Origin of the sequence: Cognataquiflexum aquatile (genome assembly GCF_003316845.1) — a bacterium.
Classification (GTDB): Bacteria; Bacteroidota; Bacteroidia; order Cytophagales; family Cyclobacteriaceae; genus Cognataquiflexum; species Cognataquiflexum aquatile.
In genome coordinates this window covers 221,873-247,770 of record NZ_QMIK01000006.1, presented here as the reverse complement: position 1 = coordinate 247,770, position 25,898 = coordinate 221,873, and the positions used below count along the sequence as shown (strand labels likewise).

The following is a 25,898-nucleotide window of genomic DNA, read 5'->3' as shown; positions in this document are numbered from 1 at the left end:
GCCTTTTTTTACTTTCCAAAAAGGCAATAACTGTTCCATTATCCTTGTCAATTTATCAGAGAGAAAATTGCTCGGATTAAAAAATCACTCTAAACTGTCCTGAGCTCAAGGTAAGGAACCCATTCTTCGGCATGGCGTTCTGCATATTCTGCCAAAAAATACCCCAAGCTAGGTTTGAAAGGTTGGGATTTCAGCTGCATTCCTGCCTGCTCGGGGGTTTTGTCTCCTTTATAGACATTACAGCGGTGACAGGCTGTGACCAGATTGACCCAGTTGGACTTACCACCTTTGGATCGTGGCACCACATGGTCAAGGGTCAGTTGCCTTTTGGAACCGCAATATTGGCATTCCTGACTGTCTCTACGGAAAATGTTGGCCCTGTTCAGCAAAACACCTTTGTAGGGAATGTTTTTATATTCATTCAATCTGATTACGGCAGGGTATTGGAAAGTTTTGGTCACTGTCCTGATGGTCAGGTCTTGATAAAAAGTCAGGCAACTTACTTTCTCCAGATAAGTCAAGACAAAGGCCTTTTGGACAGTCACCACAGCGACAGGAGAATGATCCAAGTTTAAAACCAAAACACGTCTTTCCATAATCCTCTAATATAAAATCTTTGGTTGGAAAAACCTGTTGTGGAATTTAAATGTTTTAAAACTTCATCTTGGCAAGCTCTCTTTTTACGTCTTTTTCTTTGATATCCTCCCGCTTGTCATGGAGTTTTTTGCCTCTTGCGACGGCTATTTCCATTTTGGCCAAGCCCTTGTCATTGATAAAAATCCTGATCGGAATGACCGAAAGCCCTTTTTCTGAAAATTTTGTTTCAATCTTTTCAATCTCCCTTTTGTTCAGCAACAATTTCCTCTCGCGGACAGCTTCGTGGTTATAGCTGGCTGCCATCGAATAAGGCGCGATGTGCATCTGTTTGACATACAACTCCCCCCTTTGAAAATAGCAATAGGCTTCAGTGAGGGAGACTTTTCCTTCCCGTACGGATTTGATTTCTGTGCCACTCAACACCAGGCCTGCAGTATAGGTATCCAAGAACTCAAATTCATGACTTGCCTTCTTGTTCCTGATATTGATGATTTTATCGAATTTATTTTTTTTGGTAACAGCCATGCTTGGTTTTACTATTTGTAATGGTTGTAATGGTTGTAATGGTTGTAGAGGTTGTAGTAGTTGTAATTGATGTATTGTTTGTCTGCTGCGCGTTGTCGGGTTGTCAGGTTGTCGGGTTGTCAGGTTGTTGGGAACAGGGGCATACTTTCTACTGAAACTGAACACTCTTACTCCATTTTCTCTCGACTCTCGCTTCTTACTTCTTGTGTCTTGGTTCTTGATACTCCTTTAAGATTTCTCAGTCGTACCTCCTACCAATGACATAAACTTAAATGACCCCCTCGGCAAGCTCGGGGAACTAGTGTTTGGCAATTTAGGGGGCAGGAGGGGAAAAGCGGCACCGCCGCTTTTCCCCTCCTGCCCCTCTCCCAAGAACAACCGCGGTGGCCGAGCTTGCCGAGGCCAATTTATTTCACATTAATGCCATTACTCTTTCTAAACATTCAAATTAATGTTGACCACTCGAAATGACAAGGATAGGTTTTCTTTAATCTCAACCCCATTTTCTTATTTCTCGGTTCCCAGTTCTCGACTCTCGTTTCTCGCTTCTCGTTTCTTTGTTCTTGATACTTGGTACTCGATACTTGATACTCGATACTTGATACTATTTCTAAATCTTCATCCTCGCTTCAGGTACCACATCCAGTCCACAAAATTCCCCCTTTAGGTATTTGAAATGTGCTGCCATGGCAATCATCGCGGCATTATCGGTGCAGTATTCGAATTTCGGGACGAACACCTTCCATCCATATTTGACTGACAATACGTTCAGTTCCTCCCTCAGTCCGGAATTGGCGGATACCCCTCCCGCAATTGCAATTTCTTTGATTCGGTAATCTTTTGCTGCTTTTACCAGTTTTTGGGAAAGCATTTTGATCAGGGTATATTGGACAGACGCACAGATATCGGCAAGGTTTTCGGTAATGAAATTTGGATTCTCTTTGAGATTATCTCTAAGAAAGTACAATACTGCGGTTTTGATCCCTGAAAATGAAAAACTCAGACCGGGCATATCAGATATGGGAAATTTGAAAGCTTTTGGGTTGCCTGTTTTGGCATACTTATCGATCAAAGGTCCCCCCGGATATGGCAATCCAAGCAGCTTGGCTGTCTTGTCAAAAGCCTCCCCGACGGCATCGTCTGTCGTCTCTCCTATCACTTCCATATCCAAATAATCCCTGACCAACACCAGTTGGGTATGGCCACCACTTACCGTCAGACAGATAAATGGAAAGTTCGGTTTTGGTTCATCGATGAAATGTGCCAAAATATGCGCCTGCATGTGGTTGACATCAATAAGAGGGATATTTAAGGCAAAGGCCAGCGATTTTGCAAAGGAAACCCCGACCAATAAAGAACCCATCAATCCAGGACCTCTGGTAAAGGCGATGGCCGAAAGTTCTTGCTTACTGATTCCAGATGAATCAATGGCTTCATGAACTACCGGGATCAGGTGTTGTTGGTGTGCACGGGAGGCAAGTTCAGGAACTACCCCCCCATATTTTTCATGTACCGATTGGGTGGCGATGATATTATTGAGTATTTTGCCATCAGAAATGACCGCCGCCGACGTTTCATCACAAGATGATTCAATAGCCAGAATATTTATCTTCATTTCGCTTGCCTCTTGGAAAAGAACCCCAAAGTTACGGAAAAATTACTGAAAGCCTTAAGGGTGCTTTTCAGGGCGGTTCTTTTACTTTTCCTGATTCTCCTACTAGTTGTGATCGCTGTTCAGATCCCCGCTATCCAGACAAGAATCACAAAATCCTTTACCGAATACCTCAGCAAAAACACCGGATTTGAGACCAGTATATCCAAGGTCCGGATCAGGTGGTGGGATGCTATCAGTCTGCAGGATGTGGTAATTTATGACCATCATGACAGTTTGATGGTGGACTTGGAAGATGTTTATATTGATTTTTCCATTTCAGGACTTTTGGACAGCAGCAATCCGGGTTTGGACCAGATCAAATTGGAAAAAGGCAATGTCAGGCTGCTATTCCATCCGGAGGAAGATTTTATCAATATCGCAGAATATCTGTACCAGATCAACCTTCTTTTCCCAAGTGCTCCAAGAGATCCCAATAAAAAAGCTTCAAGGTTTGGAATCAAAAATATCAGTCTCAAAGAAGCGTCCTTGGACATCATCAATTATGGAAGTATTCCAATAGAGAGTGGATTTGATTTTAATAAGTTACAGTTTCGGGATTTGATCGCTGATGCCGACGACTTTTATTCTGAAGGTCCGACCATCGGGATCAAAGTCAATTACCTCCGGGGATTGGAGTCCACCTCGGGCCTTGTCTTCCAACAGCTCAAAACAGATTTCACATACGGTCCCACTTTCATGGAATTTGATGATCTCTACTTGAGATCCAATGATACAGAAATCAAAGATTACCTCAAATTCAGCTACAACTCTTCCAAAGATCTTTCAAATTTCATTCATGAAGTCAACATTTTGGCAAGGTTGGATGAAGCCGCATTGGATATCAAAGACTTAAAATACTTTACTGAAAGCCTAGGAAATATTGAAGACAGGATTTTTATCAGCGGAGAAATCGAGGGTACAGTTGATGACCTAGCATCTGACGAGCTCCTGGTGAGGTTTGGGGAGAAAAGTGCACTTTTTGGTAAGTTCAAAATCGACGGACTCCCCAATATTGACAGCACATTCTTTGAATTGTCCCTCCTGAATTCGGTCCTGAACAGCAATGACCTTTCACCATATATCGGAGAAAATGCAAGGAAAGAAATCAACAAATTCAAAGACGTCCGTTTTGACACCGATTTTTCCGGCTATCTTGACTATTTCACAGCCAACGGTAATTTCAGAACGGGCATAGGAACAATCATCGGGCGGCTGAGCTTCAAAACTGAAAATAATAAACCAACCTACACCGGAAGGCTCCAACTCGAAAACCTCGACATAGGCGTTTTGGTAGAGGATCCGGAAAAGTTCCAAAAAGTCACCATGACAGGGCAGATCAAAGGTACAGGTCTGACCCTGGAAACTGCACTCCTCCAGGTAGATGCCGATATCAAAAGTGCAGGAATCAATGGCTACAATTATGCGAATATTGTAACTGATGCCACTTATGGAAAGGATCTGTTTAGGGGAAATCTTAAAGTAAATGATCCCAACCTTAAAGGAGAACTCAGTGGGGTTTTGGATCTGAGAGATGGCAAAGACTCTATCCGGCTGACTGCCAAATTGGACACTGCTTTCCTAAAGGAATTGAATTTGATTGAGCAGGACGCCTTTGTGAGTGGCAAAATTGCCTTGGACACCAAAGGGGTGACTCTGGATGACATCGAGGGAATCGCAAGATTCAGTGATGTAAACCTAAGCTATGAAGGAAGAAACCTTTTTATAGATAATTTCTATTTTCAATCACTTTTCACCGATGAATCAAGGCTGATCTCCCTCAATTCGGATCTGCTTGTAGCCGGTATTTCTGGTAAATTTAAAGTAAGACAACTGCTTGAAGACATCACAAACCTCAGCCAACAATACCTTGCTATCCTGACAAATTCGGATGAGAAGATTTCACTCAGGGCTGATGCCAACGAGGAACCATACAGTATTGACCTCAATCTCAATTTCATTGACATCAATCCCATCATCAACCTCCTTGAACCAAGGGCGTCTATTTCAAAAAACACCATCATCGAAGGGGCTTTTTACCAGACACCGGACAATACCATCTTCAACTTTTTTTCGAGCATTGATACCATTTACTACGATGGGAATTTCCTCTATGATACCAATTTGGATTTTAACACTTCGAAGCTGATCAACAGCTCGGAGGTTTTGGCTTCCTTTTATATCTTTTCCAAAAAACAGGAACTCAACACCGGCCTAAAATTCAACAACCTGGCCATAGAAGCCATCTGGGATGAATCAAGCATTGATTTCAGGTATGACCAAGACCAACTGGAGACTGGAAGCTTTGTCCGGATCAAAAACGAAATCACCATCTATCCCGACCATACGACTGTGGTTTTTGAGCCTTCAGAACTCAAAATCCTTGACAAAACCTGGCGTTTTGATGAAGACAACAGCATCTACATCGCACAGAAATCCTTCCTGTTTGACAACATCAAACTCTTCAATGCGGACCAGTTTATAGCCCTTAACGGCACCATCTCGCCAAATCCCAATGAAATGCTGGGTTTGGAAATACACAATGTCAATCTTGATTTTTTCAATACCCTCAGCACCAAAGAATTCAGCGGACTTGCAAACGGAAATTTTGGATTTACCAATTTTTATGAATCCATAGGAGTCAATGGACAGATCAATGTGGATGAATTATACATCAACAATTTCCTTGTAGGCAATATCAACGCGGCGACTTTTATCGCTGACAAGCTCGTCAACGTCGAAATCAGCAATACCCGAAACGGTAAAAAAGTGATTGCCATCGATGGGTTTTTGGGCAGTACCGACAACCAACTTAACCTCAACGCCAAATTAAACGAAGCTGACCTGTCGGTTTTGGAGCCTTTTCTGTCCAACTATATCACCCGAATGGGAGGCACTGTCTCAGGAGATTTTGACATAACAGGATCACTGGCTTTTCCTGTTGTGATTGGAAATGGATTGGTATCCGGAGGGACATTGCTAGTCAATTACCTCAAAACCCAATATACCGTAGACGGTAATTTGATTTTCAACAACAATGAAATCAGCTTCAGGGAATTGACCTTAAAAGACACCAACGGCAACAGGGCAAGAATGCGCGGGGGAATTTCACATGACTACTTCTCTGATTTTATTCTGGATATTTCATCCAACCTGGACAATTTTCAAGTCCTAAATACCGGATCCCGAGACAATGACCAATTCTATGGAACGGCCTATGTCACCGGTACTTTGAATATTTTTGGTGCGGCCAACAACCTCGATATCACTGCCCGCGCCACCTCGCAAAAAAACACCAGAATATATATTCCTTTAGGCTCAAAAAGCTATGAAGCCCAGGAGGAATTTATCAAAATCATCAATGTACTCGATACGGCGAGAAATATTTCTTTGGAAGAAACAATAGACAAATTGGACATCAGCAATGTGAGAATGAATTTCACTTTTGATGTCACGCCTGATGCCTATACCGAAATCCAGATTGATCCGAGGACGGGCGAAACCATCCAAGGCCGGGGACGCGGGGTTTTGACAATGAACATTGATACCCAAGGCAATTTTTCCATGTCGGGAAATTATGAGATCACCGAAGCCAAATACAACTTCTCACTGTATAATATCCTGAGAAAAGAATTTATTGTACAGCCCGGTGGCCGGATTTCATGGTTTGGAGATCCGTATGAAGGCGTGATGGACATTAATGCATACTACCTCGAAAGTGTTTCGCTTCAAAGTCTACAAACCAACCAAAACGCCGCTTTGGAAGATCCTGCCATGCGCAGAAGATTTCCCTTAAAAGTTCTCATGAACCTCAAAGGCCAGCTCCTATCGCCGGAGATTACTTTCAAATTCGACTTTGCAGAATTCCCGACAGAAGGCAATATCCAGACTTATATTTCAGCATTCCAAAACCGCATCGCAAACGACGAGCAGGAAAAAAACAGGCAGGTTTTTTCTGTCATCATGATGCGCTCACTTTCTCCCGAGGGCCAATTTTCAGGTGTCAGCAACATCGCTACCTCCAACCTCAGCCAGTTGCTTTCATCCCAACTCAACAGTTTCATCGCCCAAGTAGATCAAAATCTGGAAGTTGACATCAATTTGGCTAATCTTGATCAAAATGCCTTAGAAACTTTTCAACTTCGGGTAGCATATACCTTTTTGGATGGCCGGCTTAGGGTATCAAGAGACGGAGGATTTACTGACTTGCAGGGTAATGCCGATCTCAACAGCATCGCGGGCGACTGGCAGGCCGAATACCTCGTCACCCAAGATGGACGCTACAGGGTGAGGGTTTACAACAGAAATAATTTCAATACCTTCACCTCACTTTCTTTGGCGAGAAATGTCGCGACTTATGGTGTTTCGGTATCCCAAAACCTTTCTTTCAATACCTTCGGTGAGTTGTGGGACAGGATCAGAAACAAGGAAAAACAACGTCTCCGCATCAATGACCAAGATGATTTTTTGAGATACAACAACGGTGAAGAGGAAGGTTGGAAGAATATTCCATTGGACAGCCTCCAAAGAAAAGTGAGTCCTTTGGATTATCAAATGGATCCTCCGGTAAAAAATCCACCAAAAGGGAAGCAGGATTGAAACAATTTTGCTTTCAGGATATTGATAGCTGAAAGGAAACAAACAGTATGGAAAAAATCAGCCTATTTTGGTTCAGGAGAGATTTGAGACTCGAAGATAACACCGGTCTGTATTACGCCTATTCGCAGGAAAAAAACGTCCTCCCTTTGTTTATTTTTGACAAAGACATCCTTGACAAACTGGAAGACAAAAAAGATGCACGTGTGGAATTCATCCACGCCCAAATTCTAAAACTCCAGAAAGAATTGAAGGGATTTGGAAGCTCAATTTTGGTAAAGTACGGTAAACCAATAGAAATTTACCGCCAACTTATGGTAGAATACGACATCCAAAATGTCTATACCAACCGGGATTACGAACCCTATGCCAAAGAACGAGACCAAGCCATCAAAGATTTGTTGAAAGAAAAGGGAATCCAATTTTTGGATTTCAAAGATCAGGTCATCTTTGAAAAGGAAGAAATCGTCAATGGCAGCGGGGAATTTTACAAAGTCTTCACTCCTTACAGCAAAGTTTGGCTAGAAAAATTCCAGAAAACTTCACTTCAGCTTTTGAGCCTGGATCCGAAAAAAAACAATTTTCACCAGACTTCTCCCCTACCTGTTCCTACATTGGAAGAAATGGGTTTTCAGAAATCAGGTATCGAAATCCCTTCACTAGACATAGACCAACCTCTGATCCAAAAATACGATTCACAGCGGAATTTCCCTGCAATAAAGGGAACCTCCCGGCTTGGGATTCATCTGAGATTTGGTACCATCAGCGTGAGGAAACTTGCCTTAGAAGCCTCCAAACTCAATGCGACTTACCTGAATGAATTGATCTGGAGGGAATTTTACATGATGATCCTCCATCACAATCCCCAAGTGACCGACCATGCTTTCAAGCCAAAATATGATAACATTCCATGGCGGAATAATGAAGAAGATTTTGAAAAATGGTGTGAAGGCCAGACTGGATATCCGATAGTCGACGCCGGTATGAGGGAGCTCAATGCCACCGGATTTATGCACAACAGGGTCAGGATGATCGTCGCAAGTTTTCTAACCAAACATCTTTTGATTGACTGGCGATGGGGAGAAGCGTACTTTGCAAAAAAATTGCTCGATTTCGAACTCTCCTCCAACAACGGAGGATGGCAATGGGCCGCGGGGACAGGGACTGATGCACAGCCTTATTTCAGGGTATTCAATCCCGAATCCCAAACCGAGAAATTTGACAAAGACCTCCGGTACATCAAAAAATGGGTGCCCGAGTTCGGGACATCCGCTTATCCAAAACCTATGGTCGACCACAAATTCGCAAGAGAAAGGGCCATAGAAACATACAAAACAGCATTGAACACATGAACATAGGAGACAAAGTCCGTTTGCTTCACGGCAACGAATCAGGAGTAATTGTAAAAATATCCGCGAGTGGAAGGGTGGAAGTAGAGATCGAAGACGGGTTCCGGATTCCAGCCATGAAAAACGAGATCGTTGTCATTTCAAGTGCCGAGAAGCAACATTTTGGCGAGTCCAAAGAAGCTGTGACTGTCCAGCCAAGTTCTTTCTCTAAGGTCAAAACCTCCAAAGAAGACAGTCTTTTCCTAGCCTACATCCCACTCAACGACAAAGACCACAGCATCTATATCAGCAACAACACCGACCGTGAATACATCCTGATGGCTACGGAAGTCTATGGCGGCAATGGCCAAACCATTTTTGCAGGTATCCTCAAAAAGAAAACTTCGCAAAAACTCGGTGAAAAATCAATCAATGATTTTGAGGAGTGGCCGCTGCTTTTGGTGCAGTTTTTTCCCATCCATTCCAAAATCGAAAAGATGGAACCTTCCTTTGAGAGAAGGCTGAAATTCAAGGCTTCCTCCTTCTTCAAAAGCCGTGGCACAGCTCCAATATTGGACAAAAGTGGCTTTGTATTCAAGCTTTCGGATCAGACCAAAGAAATAGACATCCAAAAGCTGAACGAACAGCTGAACACAGAAAAAACTGTTCCTGTGCTAAAGTTCCAAAAACCTCCCAGGGAAATTGACCTCCACATTGAGCAGCTCACCAAAGATTTCTCTATGATGAGCAACAGTGAAATGGTGCGCCTTCAGATGGAAACCTTCGAAAAAAACCTCAACTACGCCATCGCTTCAGGAATGGATGAGATCACCTTTATCCACGGCATCGGCAACGGCGTGCTGCGAAAAGAAATACACAAGTATTTGAGCCATTTGGGAAATATTAAGTATTTTCAGGACACACAAAAAAGCCGGTTTGGATACGGCGCTACATTGGTCAGAATCTCTTAAGCCATGCAAGGAAAGATTTCCCCTATTTTCAGGTTGTTCACACAGCAGTTTGAAGACGCAAAATCAGCTTTTTTATCACTGAGCAAAAGATATAGAGGAAAAAAATCCGGCGAACTGGAACAAAAACTCATTTTCCTGGAAATCTATGTGGACTTCCTTTCAAGGATCCATTTCAAAGAAGAAAACCTGAAGTTCCAGCTGTTTTCACCCTTCAAAAAAATCTTTAAAGGGCTGAAGAAAACCAAACACCTCAAAATGATCATGAAGCAGGTGGAGGCTGTCAAAATGAAAGACAATGTGGTTTTCAATTCCTACACCAAAGCACTTGAAGCAGAAAAAAACCAGGTTTATGCAGAAATCTATGACCTGATAGTATCCGCACCACTGCAGATGTGGGATGAATTTTACAATTCCGTATTTCAATACAGCAAGGGACTAAAGCCCCTCATGATCAATACCGCCACTACCCAAATCATCAGTGAGGAACTGGAATATTTCAACCTCGACAACAAATCCAAGTTGGACACCAAAGCGCTCAAGGATATCTATGAAGGCATCCGGGTCATCATAGCCCTGGAAAACCTCCGGATTGAGTCCGGCTTCAATTCGGTCTTTGTTAAAGAAATCCATGACAGGATGAGTGAACTTCAAAAAGACCTTTTGGTATGGTATGAAAACCATCTTTTTTTACAGCACCTGACGGGATTTTTGACGGACAAAGAAAATATTTCCAAAAAATACATCGACCTCCTGGCTTCATTGCAGCAAAATAAAAAAACCAATACAGCCAAGGTGGAAGCCAAATGCAGGGATTTATTTGAGAGGATTTTGGAGTAGAAAAAATTCGAAGTCCGGAGTTTAAAAAAGCAGTCAGTTCATTTTTGATGAAAGAAATATAGCAATACCGATATGTATGTAAACAGAAACTACGGCTTTTGGATGACTTTCAAATGGTCCAGAAATCCTTTTTATTATGGACTTGCTTACGCAGCAATCATCACTATTCTATACCAAGTCACAGAGATCAAATTCACCTTACCCTGGCAGCCCATCAGCATCATCGGTATCGCTGTTTCCTTTTACCTGGGTTTCAAAAATAATTCCTCCTATGACAGGACTTGGGAAGCACGCAAAATCTGGGGAGCAATTGTGAACGATAGCAGGACCTTTGCCACTGCTGTCATTACATTACTTCATGAAAACCCCAATGAAAACACTGACGCCATCAAGAAATCCATTATTTACAGGCACCTGGCTTGGATCATTTCCCTGAGGTATTTGCTCAGGATACCAAAAACATGGGAACATAAATATGGTCCAAAGAATACTCTTTTTGTTCCGACCTATAACGAGATTTTGAACAACGGCCTGGACAAAGAATTGCTCGAGTATATTTCCGAATCAGAGTTGCAGCATTACAGAACCAAATCAAATATTCCTTCACAGATTTTAAAGAAACAATCCGATGTGATCCAAGAACTTACCTCAAAAGGATTGATCAGTGATTTCAAGCAGGTCTGGTTTCACCAATTGGTCGGGCGGCTTTATGACAACCAGGGCATGGCCGAGCGGATCAAAAATTTTCCTCTTCCCCGTCAATATGCTTCTGTTGCTCTTTGGATGACCTATGTGTTTTGTGCATTGATCCCTTTTGGCTTATTGGACATTTTTTTGATCTCTTCAGAACTATGGGTCTGGATGACCATTCCATTTTCAGGATTGATCACCTGGATATTCTTCCTGATGGAAAGGATCGGAGATTACTCCGAAAACCCCTTTGAAGGCGCCTACAATGATGTGCCTATTTCGGCTATCACCCGGGGTATAGAAATAGACCTGAGGGAAATGTTAAATGATGAAAAAATTCCCAAACCATACCCTGTAGAGAATGGCTTTTTGATGTAAATTGAAAGCGTCATTGACAGCTAAAAGTCGGTGGTATCCCATCCTATGTCCCTAATTTTCAAAACCGCCGAAACCTATGAGGAATTTGTCGGCATCCTTGACCTGCAGCAGGAAAATCATATCAAAAACCTCGAATCCCTCGATCAGGGATTTGTCTTTGCAGAGCATACCGTAGAAGATCTTTGGAAGATGAATTCCTTTGCGCCGCATATCATCGCCAAAGACGACGAACACGTCGCTGCTTACATCCTGGCCATGACGGTAGATTGCAAAGATGACATTGAGATGCTGATTCCGATGTTTGAGGAGTTTGACCAATTGGAATACAAGGGAATCCCGCTTTCGGAATACAATTACCTCGTCGTCGGGCAGGTGGCTGTGGGAAAAGAATACCGGGGACAGGGAGTTTTTGACTATTGCTACGAGGTTTATCGTGCAGTCCATGGGGACAATTTTGATTTTGCAATTACAGAGATTTCGGACCAAAACTACCGTTCCCTGGCAGCCCACTACCGGGTCGGCTTCCGCGAACTCAGCCGCTACCCCAATGCCGATGGAGATATTTGGGTCATTGTAGTGTGGGATTGGATGGAGTGAGGGAGGTAATTACAATTAGGAATCATTGAAACCAAGATAAGAGTGAAAAGCTTTTTCGAATCAATGTATCCAAAACAGCATCGCATGTGGATGGAACATTCCAACATGGCTATTCTGTTTAAATTTCCGCCTTTTTGAAAGCGTTCAAAAATCTATCCACTAAAATTTCAGATTGAAGAAATGATCCTAAAATTGGTTTAATATTTTCCGATATCGAAGGAATCTCCTTGCGAAGTTCCTCTAAGCAGAAGGACGCATCACTATAATTATTCAATTCAGAATAGGAGGTAATTTTCAAGATCAATTCCCAAATTACACTCTGCTTTTGAATTTTATTTGCCCAGTAAAGGGCTTCCTCAAATTCGGAATTATGAAAATGATATATACTCAGACCTGCATTGAACCACCATTGATAATAGGGATTGACTTGGATCGATTCACTCAAAAGTTTATAACCCCGTTCATAATCGCCTGCACATATCAGGCAAAATCCCAATCCTCCGGATATTCCCGTGGAATTCAAATTCAATTTTTTCCATTGATCATAAAGTTGAAAACAATTCTTTGGCTTATGCTGGAAAAGATAGGCCAAACTGAGAGTTTGGTAGGCGTGCTGACAGCGCGGGTCTATGAGAATTGCCTTTTGACCACATTTCACACCCTCTTCAATGGGGTCTGCCGCCCCACAATCATAACCAAAAAAGGATCCGGCGATATAGGTTTCCCCAAGGATAGCCCAACCTAAAGCATATTGGGGGTCAAGCTGTACTGTATTTTTCATGACCTCCAATCCTTTCTTGAAGGTGATTTCATTCAAATCATTGACCAGATAATAATACCAAAAAACGGCATCATACACTTTTATATCTACTGATTGTTTGATGGGTGTTGCCTTGGCTGCTTCTCTGTAAATGATTCCATGGCTACCCCCTATCTGATTGATCACATGCTTTACGATGTCATCCTGAATGGCAAAATTATACATTGCGGATTTTTCCTTTTCATAGGAACAAGCCCAAATCTGATGCTGTGATTTGCTTTGGATAAGTTGGACCCTGATCCGAACCTTGTCATCTCCTGATTGGATACTTCCGGTAAGCAGGTATGTCGCATCCAATAGAAGTGCCATATCTTTGTTTTCCAACACTTCTGAAGCAATCTTCCTCGAAGAAAAATAAGAGACTACAGAAAGCTCGCTAAATCCTGTAAACTCCGTACAAATCTGATCACACAATCCATCCGCAAAAGTCTGAAGGCCATTTTCTCCAAGACAATAGAAGGGAATCACTGCCAAGGTAGGTTTATGGATGAAATTTTGGGAGATTCCCTGTGGTGAAGGATTGATTGCTTTGGGAGGCTCAAAAGTTGGAATGTAAGCCCCTTTTGGTACTGAGATCAACAGAGGGTCATTTTTGCCCAAAGTAAAATAATAGTCATCCAAGGCCTTACGGAGCCTTCCTGCATGAATCCTAACAGAGGCATCCGTCTGTGGGTCATATCCAGCTTTTTTCAATAAGACTTGAGTGCCAATGGTATATTCCTTCAAGGAATGTGATCTCCCCTCAATTGTTTCCAGGACAATAAATCTGAAAAACTCAGACAATATCATTGAATTACTAAATACCGGGAATGAAAGAATCCGGTTCATCTGATCAATTATTTCCTGCTTTTGAATAGGGGGAATGGGTTCCATTTAACGGTTAATTAACTGGCTTAACTGCCGCTTAAAACTACAAAATAATAGTTTTGAATAAAATTTAAATAAAAACTCCGACAAGGATGGTTTCCATCAGGATTTACAGCTAAACCCAGTCAAGGAGAAAAATATTCAGGTTTGGTAAAGATGGCTCCATTGAGAAATTTTTATACCGATTCGGAGTGAGGATGTTACTTAATTGGATAAAGACTGCCAAAAATTTAAAGTTCTATTTTATTACATCAATTATGAATTTATCAAAATCAATTTTATTATCAGTGCTCTTGTTTTTAGGGGTTTTCTATGCAGAAGCCCAAATCGATAAAGAAAAATTATCCTTGGATATTTCAAAAGCTGAGGAAGCCAATCAAATGAAACTGAAAGAATATGTATGGAAAAGGAGGTCTGATGTTTTTATAGCAAACGAACTGAAATTGACGATAATAACAGAATTTGGTTATACCCCTGAAGGCAAACTTGATACAAAAATCATTGATACCAAAACCAGTGTTGAAAAAAAACCAGGTCTAAGAGGCAAAGCGCAGGCAAGTGCCATCGAGGACAAATCTGATTACATAGAAAAATCTCTTGCTTTGGCGACTGACTATGCATTTATGACCAAGGGTGAAATGCTTGATTTTTTCAATAAAGCAACGGTTACAGAAAAGGATGGACAGATTGAAGCTGTATCTGACAATGTCCATGTGGACGGGGATCGATTGATGATCCGGATTGATCCTGAAACCTTCCTATTTACCTATAAAGAATTTTCCACTTTGCTGGGAAAAGATAAAGTGGAAGGAAAACTAAACTACGAAAAGTTCAGCAACGGAACGAATCACTTGTCCACCACTACTTTGAATATGCCTACCCAAAATATGATCGTTGAGGCAAAGAACCAAGATTATACCATTCGGATAAAATAGACTTCATTAAAACAATTAAAAAATGGGAATCCAATCAAAAATCAGATTATTGATTTTACTCAGCTTAACTGCAATGGCCTGCAGTTCTCCATTGAAAGTAATTACAGATTATGATTCAAAAGCTGACTTCAGCCAATACAAATCCTTTTCCTTTTTTGAGTTAAAGGACAAAGGACCTGGTTTAAGTGAACTCAATCAACAGAGAATCATCAATGCCACCAGAGAAGAGCTCATCAAAAAAGGCTTTATCGAGGATCAAAACAATCCTCAACTTCTAGTCAATGTTACGGCCATAGTCAATGAAAAAAAGCAGATTACTGCCAATAGCTACTATAATTACGGTGGGTACTACAGGCCATACCGATGGGGTCCTTCTTATGGCGGATCAACAGTTTACAATGTTACTGACCTCAAAGAAGGTTCTTTGATAATTGACATCTTGGATGCCTCCACAAAACATTTGCTGTGGCAAGGAACAGGCAATAAAGAAATTGATACAGGATTGAAAAAACCTGAAACTGAAATTCCTACCTACATAAACAAGATTCTTTCTGATTTCCCTCCAGGTTCTAAAAAGAAGTAAAACAAAGTAAATCCTTTAATGAAAAAGCTATCCTTATATTTTCTCTTTGTATTGGCAGGGTGTAGCCAAAACCAAAATGTTGAAACCCTTTCCCCACAGCCAAACATCCTTTTGATCGTTGCTGACGATTTGGGGTTTAATGATATTGAACCTTTTGGTGGAAATATTCAAACCCCGGTATTAGGACAGCTCAGCAAAGAGGGGATGCTGTTTTCGAACTTTTATGTATTGCCTACCTGTTCACCCACACGCTCTGCTCTACTGACCGGAAATGACAACCACGTTGCCGGAGTAGGAATCATGAGTGAAGTCAGCTATCCCTCTGTGGCAAACCTCCCCGGGTATTCCGGACATTTGAATGATGAAGTGGTAACCCTTCCGGAAATTTTAAGGGAATCCGGGTACCATACTTATATGGCAGGTAAATGGCATCTTGGGGATGAAGACGCACATATCCCTTCCTCGAGAGGATTTGAAGAATCTTTTTCACTCCTCCAAGGCGGTGGTAGTCACTATGCTGACCAAAACCCTCTGTCACCACCCCAAGTCATGGACTATCGTTCAAACGGGAAAAAAGTAGCTGAACTACCGGCGGATTTTTATTCTACCAAAAATTACACAGATACACTCATCAGCTATATTGAGAAACATAAAGCGGATAACAAACCCTTTTTCATGTATGCTTCATACACTGCTCCCCATGACCCACTTCATGCTCCAAAAGAATATATCGACAAATACAAAGGGAAATTTGATATGGGTTGGGACTCTCTTAGGGTCCTTCGGCTCGACAACCTAAAAGCAATTGGGATTATTTCCAAAAACGTCAACGATTTCGCTCCCAGTGATATTCCTGCATGGTCCTCACTCAGTCCGGAGCAAAAGAAAGAATTTGCCAAAGATATGGAGGTATATGCCGCTATGGTCGAATACCTTGATATGAGCATTGGCCGTCTTTTAGACTATTTGAAAAATCAAGGGTTGTATGACAATACGCTTATTGTTTTTATGTCGGATAATGGAGCCAATGGCGTCATGGCAACCACATATCCCGGAAATGGTGATGGTAAATATTTGGGATCATTTAATAATGATTTGGAAAATCGGGGCTTACCCAATTCCTTTATTGAAATGGGTCCTGGTTGGGCACAGGCATCATCATCTCCATTCAGGTTATTCAAAAGTTTTACATCTGAAGGCGGCATTAAAGCCCCACTCATTGTAAAATTACCTCAAACTTCTGCCAATAATGGGAATTGGAATACGAGTTTTGCCCATGTGACAGACCTAATGCCTACTTTTTTGGAATTGGCCGGCGCCAGTTATCCAAAACAATTTAAAGGAAAAGATGTAAGACAACCTATAGGTAAATCTTTGATGCCTGTGTTATCCGGGTCAGCCCAGGAAACCCATCTTTCCAGTGAAGGCATGGGTTGGGAATTGTTTGAGCGAAAATCCTACATAAAAGGAAAATGGAAGATCCTGAGGTTACCGAAACCTTTCAGCACAGGGGAGTGGCAACTTTTTGATAGGATAAATGACCCAGGAGAAATCAATGATCTTTCACTACAGTATCCTGATATAAAAGACTCTCTCATCAATGATTGGCTTCAATACGCCAAAAAGAATGATGTTTATGACCACAAAGGACATTATGATTCTCTTTTTGGAAGAAGCCTAATGGGTGAACATTGATTGATCTAAAGCGATAATAAGAAGGTAAAAAATAAACAAAATCATGGTTAAGGTATATAAATCTACTGTTTTGATTATTTCCTTAACCATGTTTTCAAACTTCCTTTTTACGGCAGGTTTGGGAGTATATAAAACAATACATGCCTATTCGATTTTGTATTCTGAAGGAATAAAAGGAAAACCTGGACTTGAAATTGTCGAATCTCTCGACCTGTTTTTGGTAGCTTTGGTTTTTCTTATTCTCTCCTTAGGCTTCATGAAATTGTTTTATCCTGATTTTGGCGGGTTCAAAAAATTGGAATTGCCATGGCTTCTCATCAATAATTTCTTTGAACTTAAAAACTTAACATGGAATGCCATTTTGCTGACATTGCTCATCACTTTCGGGACCCATGTTTTGAGGGCAAACGGACCATTGGATTGGGAAATTCTGATCATCCCTACTTCAGTGGCGTTGTTTTCGATAAGTTCTAAATTGCTAAAACACTGACAATTTGAATAAATAATAAAGGACGATTGGAGGAATATTTAAAGAGTAAATTCAGCAAATGACAGGTAATCCTTTTGGGGGAAATATTTGCTGACAAATTTTTTATAAAACAAATTGCTTAAAAACACAAAATATTATTCTTTAATTTAGTAAATGATTTAAATTAAATTTTAAAATAATTAAATAACATGCATAGAATATTGGTTTTAATCACACTCTCAGACAGTGGTATAGAAATTATTAAGTCCAATCATGAATTGCCGGAAAAAGAAATGGAATTAATAAATCAATGGAAAAAAGAAAGCATTCTGGAAAATTTCTTTATTTCAGTTTCAAAGAAAAGTGCTGTTTTAATATTCAAAGACATAGATGAACCCAATAGCAAAAAGCTTATTGAATCATTGCCATACTTTCCTTTTATGTCAAAAATAGAATACCATGATTTGAATAAGCAGTTTTAAAGACATATTTCAGAAGGTAAGTCGACATTTTGCTTATTTTCAAACAACCAATTTTTTTTCATTGGAAAAAAAGAAAGAGTAGAACAGAAATTTTGAACATTAACCTCCTATATGCCTCATTATAAGCACTTCCATCACCTCGTCGAGTTCGATTTCTTTGGCTTCGAGGAGAATGAGGTAGTGGAAAAGCAAATCGGCAGCTTCACCTAAAACAAATCCTTGTTGTCGTCTTTGGCTTCAATGACGATTTCCACTGCCTCTTCTCCCACTTTTTGAGCAATATTGTTGATCCCTTTTGCAAAAAGCGGAGCGGTATAGGATTTTTGGGTAGGGTTGGCTTTTCGGTCCTTGATGATATCCCTGAGTTGGTCGATAAAAAGTGTTTTGCTTTTATTTTCTTCAGCAAAACAGGTATCATCACCCTTGTGACAAACAGATCCTACAGGATTGACCCTGACCAAAAGCGTGTCGTTGTCACAATCAAATTTGATGGATTTGAGCATCAGGAAGTTGCCCGAGGTTTCACCCTTGGTCCAAAGCCGTTGTTTGGTCCGGCTGTAAAAAGTGACTTTTTGGGTAGAAATGGTCAGGTCCAAAGATTCTTGGTTCATATAGCCAAGCATCAGGACAGCACCTGTGACCTCATCCTGAATGATGGCAGGCACCAGACCATCTACTTTGTCAAAATCTATATTTAGGTTATTCATTTTTTAATCTAAATAGGGTTAAGGGAAAAAGAAATATGGTAGAAATAAGGTTGATATAAATGGAAATAAGGCTAAGTAGAGAGGCAGGGGATTATTCTTTTTGTAAACAATAATTAGATGGGAGAAATGAGACATTAATCCCGATAATCCATCGGTATAATTATGGCTTGTCATCATTGAAAAAGACAGCGCTTTCTTAGTTGTTCTCCTTGGAATTAGAGTTGCTTTGATATTTCTTTGCTTGAGAAATTAGTGTGAATACCAATTGCTTCACAAAAGACAAATCGCCCAAAAAAGAAAAAGAAATTAAGATGGCAGCAAGGACTTTGATAAAAAATGTCAGCATCGTAAATGAGGGAAAAATAACCGTCGCAGACCTTCTTATTGACGAGGGGATCATCCAAAAAATAGGAAATCTCAACGAAGCCGATTCTGCAAATGTGATTGACGGGACAGGTAAGTTTTTATTACCGGGTATTATTGATGGACAGGTACATTTCCGTGAACCCGGACTGACCCACAAAGGAGACCTGTACACAGAAAGTAAGGCTGCGGTTGCAGGAGGTGTTACTTCATTCATCGATATGCCCAATACCAGTCCTAATGTATTGACGATGGACATCCTGAATGAAAAGTACCGGATTGCCTCAGAGCAGTCTTTGGCCAATTTCGGTTTTTTCTTGGGAGTCAATGGCGACAATCTTGATGAAGTCATCGCACTGGATACCTCAAAACTTTTGGGAGTCTCCGATGACGGGCTATACTTTACAAAAAAAGGAAATCTTCTCGCAGACAATCCCGATACAATGGAAAAGCTGTTTGCGAATTGCAAATCAATTATTGCCATTCATTCTGAAAAGGAACAAATCGTTGAAGAGAATGAAAATATCTTCCGCGAAAAATATGGTGATAATGTCCCGGTGGAATTTCACCCGCTGATAAGAAGTGAAAAAGCTTGCTTTGAAGCAACCAAAAGAGCCATTGAAATTGCCAACAAACACAAAGCAAGACTCCATATCCTGCACCTGACAACGGAAGCCGAGACCCATCTTTTTCGTAACGATATTCCTTTACAAGAAAAAAATATAACTACCGAAGTTTCGGTTCACCATTTGTGGTTTTGTGACAAAGACTATAAAAAATTGGGAACGTTGATCAAATGGAATCCTGCCATAAAAACCGAAGCAGACCGAAAAGGACTTTTGAAGGCATTATTGGACGACAGGATTGATCTTGTCACTACAGACCATGCACCACATACCTTAGAAGAAAAACTGAAACCCTATTTCCAATCCATGTCCGGCGCACCTATGGTGCAACATTCTTTAAACTGTATGTTGGAGTTTTATCATCAAAGGCTTATATCGTTGGAGAAAATTGTTGAAAAGATGTGTCATAATCCTGCTGTATTGTACAGAATCCAAAAAAGAGGGTTTATCCGGGAAGGCTATTGTGCGGATTTAACTTTGGTTGACCTCAACACAGAATGGACAGTATCTAAAGAAAACATTCTTTATAAGTGCGCTTGGTCTCCTTTGGAAGGAACGACTTTTCATTCCAAAGTTGAAAAAACATTCGTAAACGGAATTTTGGTTTTTGACAATGGCTCTTTTTCAGAAAAGGTAAAAGGTCAGGCTCTGTCGGTTCAGGAAAACCAAAAAATCTGAGTCACAATGTTCCAAGGCCGAAGGTTACTCATTGCCACAAAACATGAAAAAGAATGCGTCATTGCCCCTCTTGCAGAAAAAGCATTGGGAGTCTCCTGCTTTGTCCCTAAAGATTTTGATTCTGACCTTTTGGGCACCTTCACAGGTGAAGTAGACCGTAAACTTGATCCTATTGCGACAGCCAGGCAAAAATGTCTGATTGCCATGGAAATGACAAATTGCGATTTAGCCATTGCAAGTGAAGGATCATTTGGGCAACATCCATCGTTATATTTTGTCAATGCAGACGAAGAATTTTTGATTTTCATCGATAAAAAAAACAACCTTGAAATTATCAGCAGAGAGCTAAGTACTGAAACCAACTTTAACGGTAGGGAAATAAAAACCGAAGAAGCGCTTTTTGAATTTGCCAATTCGGTTGGTTTCCCCTCACATGGTCTCATACTTCGTAAAGGGAGAGAAGAAAACGCAGATATTTTTAAAGGCATCACAGATGAAAAACAGTTAAAAAATGTGTTTGGTCATCTTCAACAGAAATACGGTTCCCTTTATGTTGAAACAGATATGAGAGCTTTGTACAACCCCACCCGAATGGGCGTCATTGAAGAAGCTACAAAAAAATTACTGGACAAAATAAATTCTCAATGTCCCCAATGTAGAATGCCTGGCTTTGGAATTACTGATGCCAAAAGTGGTTTAAAATGTAGCTTGTGCGGGTCTCCGACTCGATCAACATTATCCTACATTCGCCAATGTGTTCATTGTCACTATTTAGAGGAAGAAATGTTTCCCCACAAGAAGAAGGACGAGGACCCTATGTATTGTGATTTTTGCAATCCTTGATATCAGTGGTAAGAAATCAAAAAATCTTTTGTTTTCTGGTGGATCCAGGATAAAGATGCGCGGGATTTTTAACCCAAAACAGAATTTCAAATCTGTCTTGGCAATTTCAAACAGCCATAATGCAGGTATTATTTCCCTCCCTTATGCCTCTTAATCAAAACTTCCATCACCTCGTCGAGTTCGATTTCTTTTGCTTCCAGGAGGATAAGGTAGTGGAAAAGCAAATCGGCCGCTTCACCTAAAAACAAATCCTTGTTGTCGTCTTTGGCTTCAATGACGATTTCCACTGCCTCTTCTCCTACTTTTTGAGCAATCTTGTTGATCCCTTTTGCAAAAAGCGAGGCGGTATAGGATTTTTCGGTTGGGTTGGCTTTTCTGTCCTTGATGATCTCCCTGAGTTGGTCGATAAAAAGTGTTTTGCTTTTATTTTCTTCAGCAAAACAGGTATCATCGCCCTTGTGACAAACAGGTCCTACAGGATTTACCCTGACCAAAAGCGTGTCTTTGTCACAATCAAGTTTGATGGATTTCAGCATCAGAAAGTTACCGGAGGTTTCACCCTTGGTCCAAAGCCGTTGTTTGGTCCGGCTGTAAAAAGTGACTTTTTGGGTAGAAATGGTCAGGTCCAAAGATTCTTGGTTCATATAGCCAAGCATCAGGACAGCACCTGTGACCTCATCCTGAATGATGGCAGGCACCAGACCATCTACTTTGTCAAAATCTATATTTAGGTTATTCATTTTTTAATCTAAGTAGGGTTACGGGAAAAAGAAATATGGTAGAAATAAAGTGGAAATAAGGTTGATATAAATGGAAATAAGGCTAAGTAGAGAGGTATATATCAACTTATATCGCGAAGCATATTTCAACATTATTTCTCTTAATTGATATATGGTGGAAACAAGGTAGATATAAATAGAAATAAGGTTAATCGGTGAAGCTTATTTCTATCTATTTCGCGAAGCATATTTCAACATTATTTCATTAAATCGATATAAAGTGGAAATAAGGTTGATATAAATGGAAATAAGGCAAATAGGTGAAGCTTATTTCTATTTATTTCGCGAAGCATATTTCTACATTATTTCAGTTTTTATTTCGCGAAGCATATTTCAACATTATTTCCTTATAGATATTCCTTCTGAATTCAAATAGGCCTTGAGTTCAGGAATTGGGATCTCTTTAAAGTGGAAGATACTTGCCGCCAATGCCGCATCCGCTTTGCCGAAGGTAAACACATCTTTGAAATGTTCGCTGTTTCCCGCACCACCTGAAGCGATTACCGGAATCGAAAGCATGGAAGAAATCTCTGCTGTAATCTCATTGGCAAAGCCTCCTTTAGTACCATCATGGTCCATGGAAGTAAGGAGGATTTCTCCAGCACCACGGTCACATACTTCCCTGGCCCAAGCTTGGGTTTGGAGTAGGGTCGGCTTTCTTCCTCCATGGGTATGAACAAAGTCTAATCCATCGACATTTCGGGTATCAATGGCCACTACTACACACTGACTGCCGAATTCCTGTGCCATGTCATTGATGATCTGTGGATTGTTGACCGCCGCAGAATTGATCGAGATCTTATCCGCACCGGCGTTTAACAGGACTTTTACATCCTCCACGGTAGATATTCCACCACCGACTGTAAATGGGATATTGATAGCCTTTGCAATCTTGGTTACCAATTCTGCCAAGGTTTTACGCTTGTCCACGGTAGCAGTGATATCCAAAAAAACAAGCTCGTCTGCCCCTTCATCGGAGTAAATTTTGGCCAACTCCACCGGATCTCCAGCATCGCGCAACTGGACAAAATTTACTCCTTTGACTGTTCTGCCGTCTTTGATGTCGAGGCAAGGGATTATTCTTTTTGTTAACATTTTTTTTAAGACAAAAGACAGGAGACTTGAGACATGAGATGGAAGAAAAAAGAACATAGAATTAAGTACAAAGAAATTGGCAGGTCTCAACTTTCCAACCTTGGAACTTTCCAACCTTTGAATCAAATCCCATTAACCCAATAACTTTTTCCTTTTAACCAAAATTGATCAAGGAAAAATTCCCAAATCGGTATAACTCACTGCAATTCTCTCCAAAGCCAGGATAAATCCGGCAGTCCTGAGGCTTTTGATGTTTTTTTCCTGCCTCACTTTATTCATGGCATGGTAGGCATTGACCATGGTCTCTTCCAAACCGGAAAGAACCAAGTCCCTTTCAGATGCTCCTTGGATCAACTGTTCTTTTTCATCATCTGTGAACTCCTCTCCGGTGGCATTTTCGATAGTGCCGAGAAGTTTCCTGTATTTTTCCTGGTCATAGCGCTTTTCGAGTTTACCAAAAGATACACGGGAAAGGTTTTTGAGCCATTCGAAGTAAGAAACTGTTACCCCACCGGCATTGAGATACATATCAGGGATGATCATTATTCCTTTTTCGACCAATATTTTTTCAGCCTCTTGGGTCACCGGACCATTGGCAGCCTCACCGATAATCTTTGCTTGGATCTTGGCGGCATTGTCTTTGGTGATCTGGTTTTCCAAGGCAGCAGGCACTAGGATATCACAGGGATAAGTAAGTAATTCTTTACTTTTCTCTATGAATTCTCCTGAAGAATAGCCTTTGAAGCTGCCTGTTTGTGTTTGGTATTTTTTTAAAGCCTCGATATTGATTCCCTTCTCATCGTAAATACCCCCATTCCATTCTGCGATGCCGATCACTTTGGCACCGGCTTCGCTCAGGTATTTGGCTGAATAAAATCCTACATTACCCAGTCCCTGAACAATGACTGTTTTCCCTCTCAATCCGGTGGAAAGTCCAAGTGGAGCCATGTCTTCAGCAACACTGACAGCCTCCCGGATTCCAAAAAATACTCCCTGTCCAGTAGCTTCGGTCCTGCCATCAATCCCGTGTTGGGAAAGTGGTTTTCCTGTGACACAGCCTTTGGCATTGATGACTTCGGGATTGAAAGCCTCATAAGTATCCACAATCCAAGCCATTTCGCGGGCACCTGTACCGTAATCAGGAGCAGGAACATCGATGGCCGGACCGATAAATTTTTTCTTGATCAGCTCAGAGGTATATCTTCTTGTAATTCTTTCGAGCTGATTGACTGTATATTTTTTTGGATCGATGCTGACTCCACCTTTTGCGCCACCAAAAGGCACATTGACCAAAGCACATTTGTATGTCATCAGGGAAGCAAGTCCTTTTACCTCTTCTTCGTCTACATGGTCACTATACCGGATACCTCCTTTGCAGGGAAGTTTGTGATGGGAATGCTGAATTCTATAGCCCGTCAGGGTTTCATAGGTCCCATCGTCGTTTCGGATCGGAAAATTGAATTTATAAATACTGTTGCACTCTTTGATCTGCTCCAATAATCCCGGATGGATATCCATGTACTTGGCTGCCTCATCCACAAACCCACAAACATCCTGAAACAAACTGTATTCGGTCTTCTTGCTCATAAAAACTGGTATTTTGGTTATGGCCCGAAGATACAAATCATTTGACTGAAGTCCTTAATTGGCCGGAATGATATTTCTCAGGATTCCCCAGATATCATCCAAAAAAGTAAAAGGAACCAAAGCCTGATCGGGACTTTCCCCCATTCGCACCAAAACGAGATTTTGTGAAGGGATCACGCAAACGTATTGTCCGTCCTTGCCTAAGCCACAAAACATATCATCAGGGCCATTTGGAGCATATGAACCGGGGACTTTGACCTGAACAGTTGGCGGAATAAAGGAATCTTTCCCATTCAGCCACCAAAGATAACCATAGCTTAGGTTGATATTTTGGGAGGTGTTGACCATGTCTTTCAGGTAGTTTTTGTCTTTGATAATGCTTTCCCCGTCCCAGTCGCCGTCTGCCAATATCAAAAGCCCAAATCTCGCCATCGACCTGGCATCGCTAAAGAAAACATTATTGGAACCAACCCGCTGCCAAGCCCCTGTCATACGGATTTTTGAACCCAGTTTTTCACTGAAATATTGGGGGAAGGTTTTCCCTGTTCCCCCTTCGATGACTTTGTCCAAAAGTGTGTAGGGTGCATTGTGGTAGGCCCATCTTGTACCCGGTTCGGCTTTATAGAGGAGCGCCTCCGGCGAAAAATCATCCCTATCTGCCACGGCATCATCCAATCCTGTGGTCATGGTGAGTTGATGCCAGACCCTGATTTTATCTTCCTGAGTAGGGTTCAGCGAAGTCCAACCTTTGCCCAAGTATATAGAACTCGGTTTTTGGATGTCCAGCTTTCCTTCTTCCTGTGCTATTCCGGCCAATGTTGCGGTGAGGGTCTTCCCCGCTGATGCCCAATACCACAGAGAACTTTGGTCAAAAGGCTGGCCTCCGCTGATTTTGGTTCCGAAATATTCTTCTACGACGATCTTCCCGTCTTTGAGAATAATGAAAGCACGGGAGCTGTTGTTTTCCAATAATTGTTTGAGTTCTTCCAGTTTTTCCAAGTCCCAATTGAGGGAAGCGGGTGTGGTAGTCTCCCAGGTATTGCCGGACAAAGGTGGAAAATACAAAGCAGAAGGATTGGGATTGGGGGTTTCTTTTTCGGTACAGGAAAATAATACTGCCAAAAAAAGGAGAACAATGAAGGGGTTTTTCATGGGTGATGAGATAGATTTTTTTAAAAAAAGATTTGACCATTAGACAC

At 41.2% G+C, this 25,898-nt stretch carries 21 protein-coding genes and 1 pseudogene; 13 read left to right on the top strand and 9 right to left on the bottom strand.

Features of this window, described 5'->3' with window-relative positions:
- Window positions 1-89: 89 nt before the first annotated feature.
- From DQW11_RS18080 to tsaD, 3 genes are all read right to left on the bottom strand, one after another.
- Window positions 90-596 carry an HNH endonuclease gene (locus DQW11_RS18080; protein ID WP_113925507.1) on the bottom strand — a complete coding sequence of 169 codons (507 nt, stop codon included), beginning with the start codon at window positions 594-596 and terminating at the stop codon, window positions 90-92.
- Between the two features lie 55 nt (window positions 597-651).
- Window positions 652-1,122: an SsrA-binding protein gene (gene smpB / locus DQW11_RS18075; RefSeq protein WP_113925506.1), complete on the bottom strand. Its 471-nt coding sequence runs from the start codon at window positions 1,120-1,122 to the stop codon at window positions 652-654.
- Between the two features lie 610 nt (window positions 1,123-1,732).
- Complete coding sequence (gene tsaD, locus DQW11_RS18070) at window positions 1,733-2,737, bottom strand: tRNA (adenosine(37)-N6)-threonylcarbamoyltransferase complex transferase subunit TsaD (protein ID WP_113925505.1); 1,005 nt, start codon at window positions 2,735-2,737, stop codon at window positions 1,733-1,735.
- Between the two features lie 12 nt (window positions 2,738-2,749).
- Here tsaD and DQW11_RS18065 point away from each other — a divergent pair, with 12 nt between their 5' ends.
- The 6 genes from DQW11_RS18065 to DQW11_RS18040 all read left to right on the top strand — a co-directional run bounded on the left by DQW11_RS18065 (window position 2,750) and on the right by DQW11_RS18040 (window position 12,170).
- On the top strand, window positions 2,750-7,372 hold the full coding sequence (locus tag DQW11_RS18065; RefSeq protein WP_113925504.1) for a translocation/assembly module TamB domain-containing protein: 4,623 nt from the start codon (window positions 2,750-2,752) through the stop codon (window positions 7,370-7,372).
- A gap of 47 nt (window positions 7,373-7,419) precedes the next feature.
- Complete coding sequence (locus DQW11_RS18060; protein ID WP_113925503.1) at window positions 7,420-8,721, top strand: cryptochrome/photolyase family protein; 1,302 nt, start codon at window positions 7,420-7,422, stop codon at window positions 8,719-8,721.
- Window positions 8,718-9,668: a Smr/MutS family protein gene (locus tag DQW11_RS18055; protein WP_113925502.1), complete on the top strand. Its 951-nt coding sequence runs from the start codon at window positions 8,718-8,720 to the stop codon at window positions 9,666-9,668. The genes DQW11_RS18060 and DQW11_RS18055 overlap by 4 nt, the downstream gene beginning before the upstream one ends.
- A 3-nt stretch (window positions 9,669-9,671) precedes the next feature.
- Window positions 9,672-10,505: a hypothetical protein gene (locus DQW11_RS18050; protein ID WP_113925501.1), complete on the top strand. Its 834-nt coding sequence runs from the start codon at window positions 9,672-9,674 to the stop codon at window positions 10,503-10,505.
- 72 nt (window positions 10,506-10,577) lie between these two features.
- The gene (locus DQW11_RS18045; RefSeq protein ID WP_113925500.1) at window positions 10,578-11,573 is read left to right on the top strand and encodes a bestrophin family protein; all 996 of its coding nucleotides are present in this window, start codon (window positions 10,578-10,580) and stop codon (window positions 11,571-11,573) included.
- Window positions 11,574-11,618: 45 nt separating this feature from the next.
- Window positions 11,619-12,170 (top strand): GNAT family N-acetyltransferase, encoded by a 552-nt coding sequence (locus DQW11_RS18040; protein ID WP_113925499.1) that lies wholly within the window; start codon window positions 11,619-11,621, stop codon window positions 12,168-12,170.
- A gap of 118 nt (window positions 12,171-12,288) precedes the next feature.
- Here the strand turns inward: DQW11_RS18040 and DQW11_RS18035 are convergent, their stop codons facing one another.
- On the bottom strand, window positions 12,289-13,863 hold the full coding sequence (locus DQW11_RS18035; RefSeq protein ID WP_113925498.1) for a tetratricopeptide repeat protein: 1,575 nt from the start codon (window positions 13,861-13,863) through the stop codon (window positions 12,289-12,291).
- A gap of 251 nt (window positions 13,864-14,114) precedes the next feature.
- Here DQW11_RS18035 and DQW11_RS18030 point away from each other — a divergent pair, with 251 nt between their 5' ends.
- The 5 genes from DQW11_RS18030 (at window position 14,115) to DQW11_RS18010 (ending at window position 18,021) form a co-directional block, all read left to right on the top strand.
- Window positions 14,115-14,792, top strand: a complete 678-nt coding sequence (locus DQW11_RS18030; protein ID WP_113925497.1) for a hypothetical protein — start codon at window positions 14,115-14,117, stop codon at window positions 14,790-14,792.
- 22 nt (window positions 14,793-14,814) lie between these two features.
- Window positions 14,815-15,375, top strand: a complete 561-nt coding sequence (locus DQW11_RS18025) for a DUF4136 domain-containing protein (protein WP_113925496.1) — start codon at window positions 14,815-14,817, stop codon at window positions 15,373-15,375.
- An 18-nt stretch (window positions 15,376-15,393) separates the two neighbouring features.
- A complete protein-coding gene (locus tag DQW11_RS18020) occupies window positions 15,394-17,070 on the top strand; it encodes an arylsulfatase (RefSeq protein WP_113925495.1) in 1,677 nt (558 codons plus the stop codon).
- Window positions 17,071-17,113: 43 nt separating this feature from the next.
- Window positions 17,114-17,560 carry a YqhA family protein gene (locus DQW11_RS18015; protein ID WP_113925494.1) on the top strand — a complete coding sequence of 149 codons (447 nt, stop codon included), beginning with the start codon at window positions 17,114-17,116 and terminating at the stop codon, window positions 17,558-17,560.
- Window positions 17,561-17,748: 188 nt separating this feature from the next.
- Complete coding sequence (locus tag DQW11_RS18010) at window positions 17,749-18,021, top strand: hypothetical protein (RefSeq protein ID WP_113925493.1); 273 nt, start codon at window positions 17,749-17,751, stop codon at window positions 18,019-18,021.
- A gap of 99 nt (window positions 18,022-18,120) precedes the next feature.
- Here DQW11_RS18010 and hisIE (DQW11_RS18005) read toward each other — a convergent pair.
- Window positions 18,121-18,728 (bottom strand): annotated as a pseudogene (hisIE, locus tag DQW11_RS18005) (bifunctional phosphoribosyl-AMP cyclohydrolase/phosphoribosyl-ATP diphosphatase HisIE).
- Window positions 18,729-19,039: 311 nt separating this feature from the next.
- On the opposite strand from hisIE (DQW11_RS18005), the gene DQW11_RS18000 reads away from it, so the two are divergent.
- Complete coding sequence (locus DQW11_RS18000; protein ID WP_113925577.1) at window positions 19,040-20,395, top strand: dihydroorotase; 1,356 nt, start codon at window positions 19,040-19,042, stop codon at window positions 20,393-20,395.
- A 6-nt stretch (window positions 20,396-20,401) separates the two neighbouring features.
- The gene (locus DQW11_RS17995) at window positions 20,402-21,238 is read left to right on the top strand and encodes a DUF6671 family protein (protein WP_113925492.1); all 837 of its coding nucleotides are present in this window, start codon (window positions 20,402-20,404) and stop codon (window positions 21,236-21,238) included.
- Between the two features lie 128 nt (window positions 21,239-21,366).
- Here the strand turns inward: DQW11_RS17995 and hisIE (DQW11_RS17990) are convergent, their stop codons facing one another.
- From hisIE (DQW11_RS17990) to DQW11_RS17975, 4 genes are all read right to left on the bottom strand, one after another.
- Window positions 21,367-21,978: a bifunctional phosphoribosyl-AMP cyclohydrolase/phosphoribosyl-ATP diphosphatase HisIE gene (gene hisIE / locus DQW11_RS17990; protein WP_113925491.1), complete on the bottom strand. Its 612-nt coding sequence runs from the start codon at window positions 21,976-21,978 to the stop codon at window positions 21,367-21,369.
- A gap of 378 nt (window positions 21,979-22,356) precedes the next feature.
- Window positions 22,357-23,112, bottom strand: coding sequence for an imidazole glycerol phosphate synthase subunit HisF (hisF, locus tag DQW11_RS17985; RefSeq protein WP_113925576.1), 756 nt, complete (start codon window positions 23,110-23,112; stop codon window positions 22,357-22,359).
- 168 nt (window positions 23,113-23,280) lie between these two features.
- Window positions 23,281-24,699 carry a Glu/Leu/Phe/Val family dehydrogenase gene (locus tag DQW11_RS17980; protein ID WP_113925490.1) on the bottom strand — a complete coding sequence of 473 codons (1,419 nt, stop codon included), beginning with the start codon at window positions 24,697-24,699 and terminating at the stop codon, window positions 23,281-23,283.
- A 54-nt stretch (window positions 24,700-24,753) separates the two neighbouring features.
- The gene (locus tag DQW11_RS17975) at window positions 24,754-25,851 is read right to left on the bottom strand and encodes a serine hydrolase domain-containing protein (RefSeq protein ID WP_113925489.1); all 1,098 of its coding nucleotides are present in this window, start codon (window positions 25,849-25,851) and stop codon (window positions 24,754-24,756) included.
- Window positions 25,852-25,898: the final 47 nt, after the last annotated feature.

Bases quoted from the DNA above. Each gene is read 5' to 3' on its own strand.
- DQW11_RS18080 (WP_113925507.1), bottom strand. From the start codon at position 596: ATGGAAAGACGTGTTTTGGTTTTAAACTTGGATCATTCTCCTGTCGCT.
- smpB (WP_113925506.1), bottom strand. From the start codon at position 1,122: ATGGCTGTTACCAAAAAAAATAAATTCGATAAAATCATCAATATCAGG.
- tsaD (WP_113925505.1), bottom strand. From the start codon at position 2,737: ATGAAGATAAATATTCTGGCTATTGAATCATCTTGTGATGAAACGTCG.
- DQW11_RS18060 (WP_113925503.1), top strand. From the start codon at position 7,420: ATGGAAAAAATCAGCCTATTTTGGTTCAGGAGAGATTTGAGACTCGAA.
- DQW11_RS18055 (WP_113925502.1), top strand. From the start codon at position 8,718: ATGAACATAGGAGACAAAGTCCGTTTGCTTCACGGCAACGAATCAGGA.
- DQW11_RS18050 (WP_113925501.1), top strand. From the start codon at position 9,672: ATGCAAGGAAAGATTTCCCCTATTTTCAGGTTGTTCACACAGCAGTTT.
- DQW11_RS18045 (WP_113925500.1), top strand. From the start codon at position 10,578: ATGTATGTAAACAGAAACTACGGCTTTTGGATGACTTTCAAATGGTCC.
- DQW11_RS18040 (WP_113925499.1), top strand. From the start codon at position 11,619: ATGTCCCTAATTTTCAAAACCGCCGAAACCTATGAGGAATTTGTCGGC.
- DQW11_RS18035 (WP_113925498.1), bottom strand. From the start codon at position 13,863: ATGGAACCCATTCCCCCTATTCAAAAGCAGGAAATAATTGATCAGATG.
- DQW11_RS18030 (WP_113925497.1), top strand. From the start codon at position 14,115: ATGAATTTATCAAAATCAATTTTATTATCAGTGCTCTTGTTTTTAGGG.
- DQW11_RS18025 (WP_113925496.1), top strand. From the start codon at position 14,815: ATGGGAATCCAATCAAAAATCAGATTATTGATTTTACTCAGCTTAACT.
- DQW11_RS18020 (WP_113925495.1), top strand. From the start codon at position 15,394: ATGAAAAAGCTATCCTTATATTTTCTCTTTGTATTGGCAGGGTGTAGC.
- DQW11_RS18015 (WP_113925494.1), top strand. From the start codon at position 17,114: ATGGTTAAGGTATATAAATCTACTGTTTTGATTATTTCCTTAACCATG.
- DQW11_RS18010 (WP_113925493.1), top strand. From the start codon at position 17,749: ATGCATAGAATATTGGTTTTAATCACACTCTCAGACAGTGGTATAGAA.
- DQW11_RS18000 (WP_113925577.1), top strand. From the start codon at position 19,040: ATGGCAGCAAGGACTTTGATAAAAAATGTCAGCATCGTAAATGAGGGA.
- DQW11_RS17995 (WP_113925492.1), top strand. From the start codon at position 20,402: ATGTTCCAAGGCCGAAGGTTACTCATTGCCACAAAACATGAAAAAGAA.
- hisIE (WP_113925491.1), bottom strand. From the start codon at position 21,978: ATGAATAACCTAAATATAGATTTTGACAAAGTAGATGGTCTGGTGCCT.
- hisF (WP_113925576.1), bottom strand. From the start codon at position 23,112: ATGTTAACAAAAAGAATAATCCCTTGCCTCGACATCAAAGACGGCAGA.
- DQW11_RS17980 (WP_113925490.1), bottom strand. From the start codon at position 24,699: ATGAGCAAGAAGACCGAATACAGTTTGTTTCAGGATGTTTGTGGGTTT.
- DQW11_RS17975 (WP_113925489.1), bottom strand. From the start codon at position 25,851: ATGAAAAACCCCTTCATTGTTCTCCTTTTTTTGGCAGTATTATTTTCC.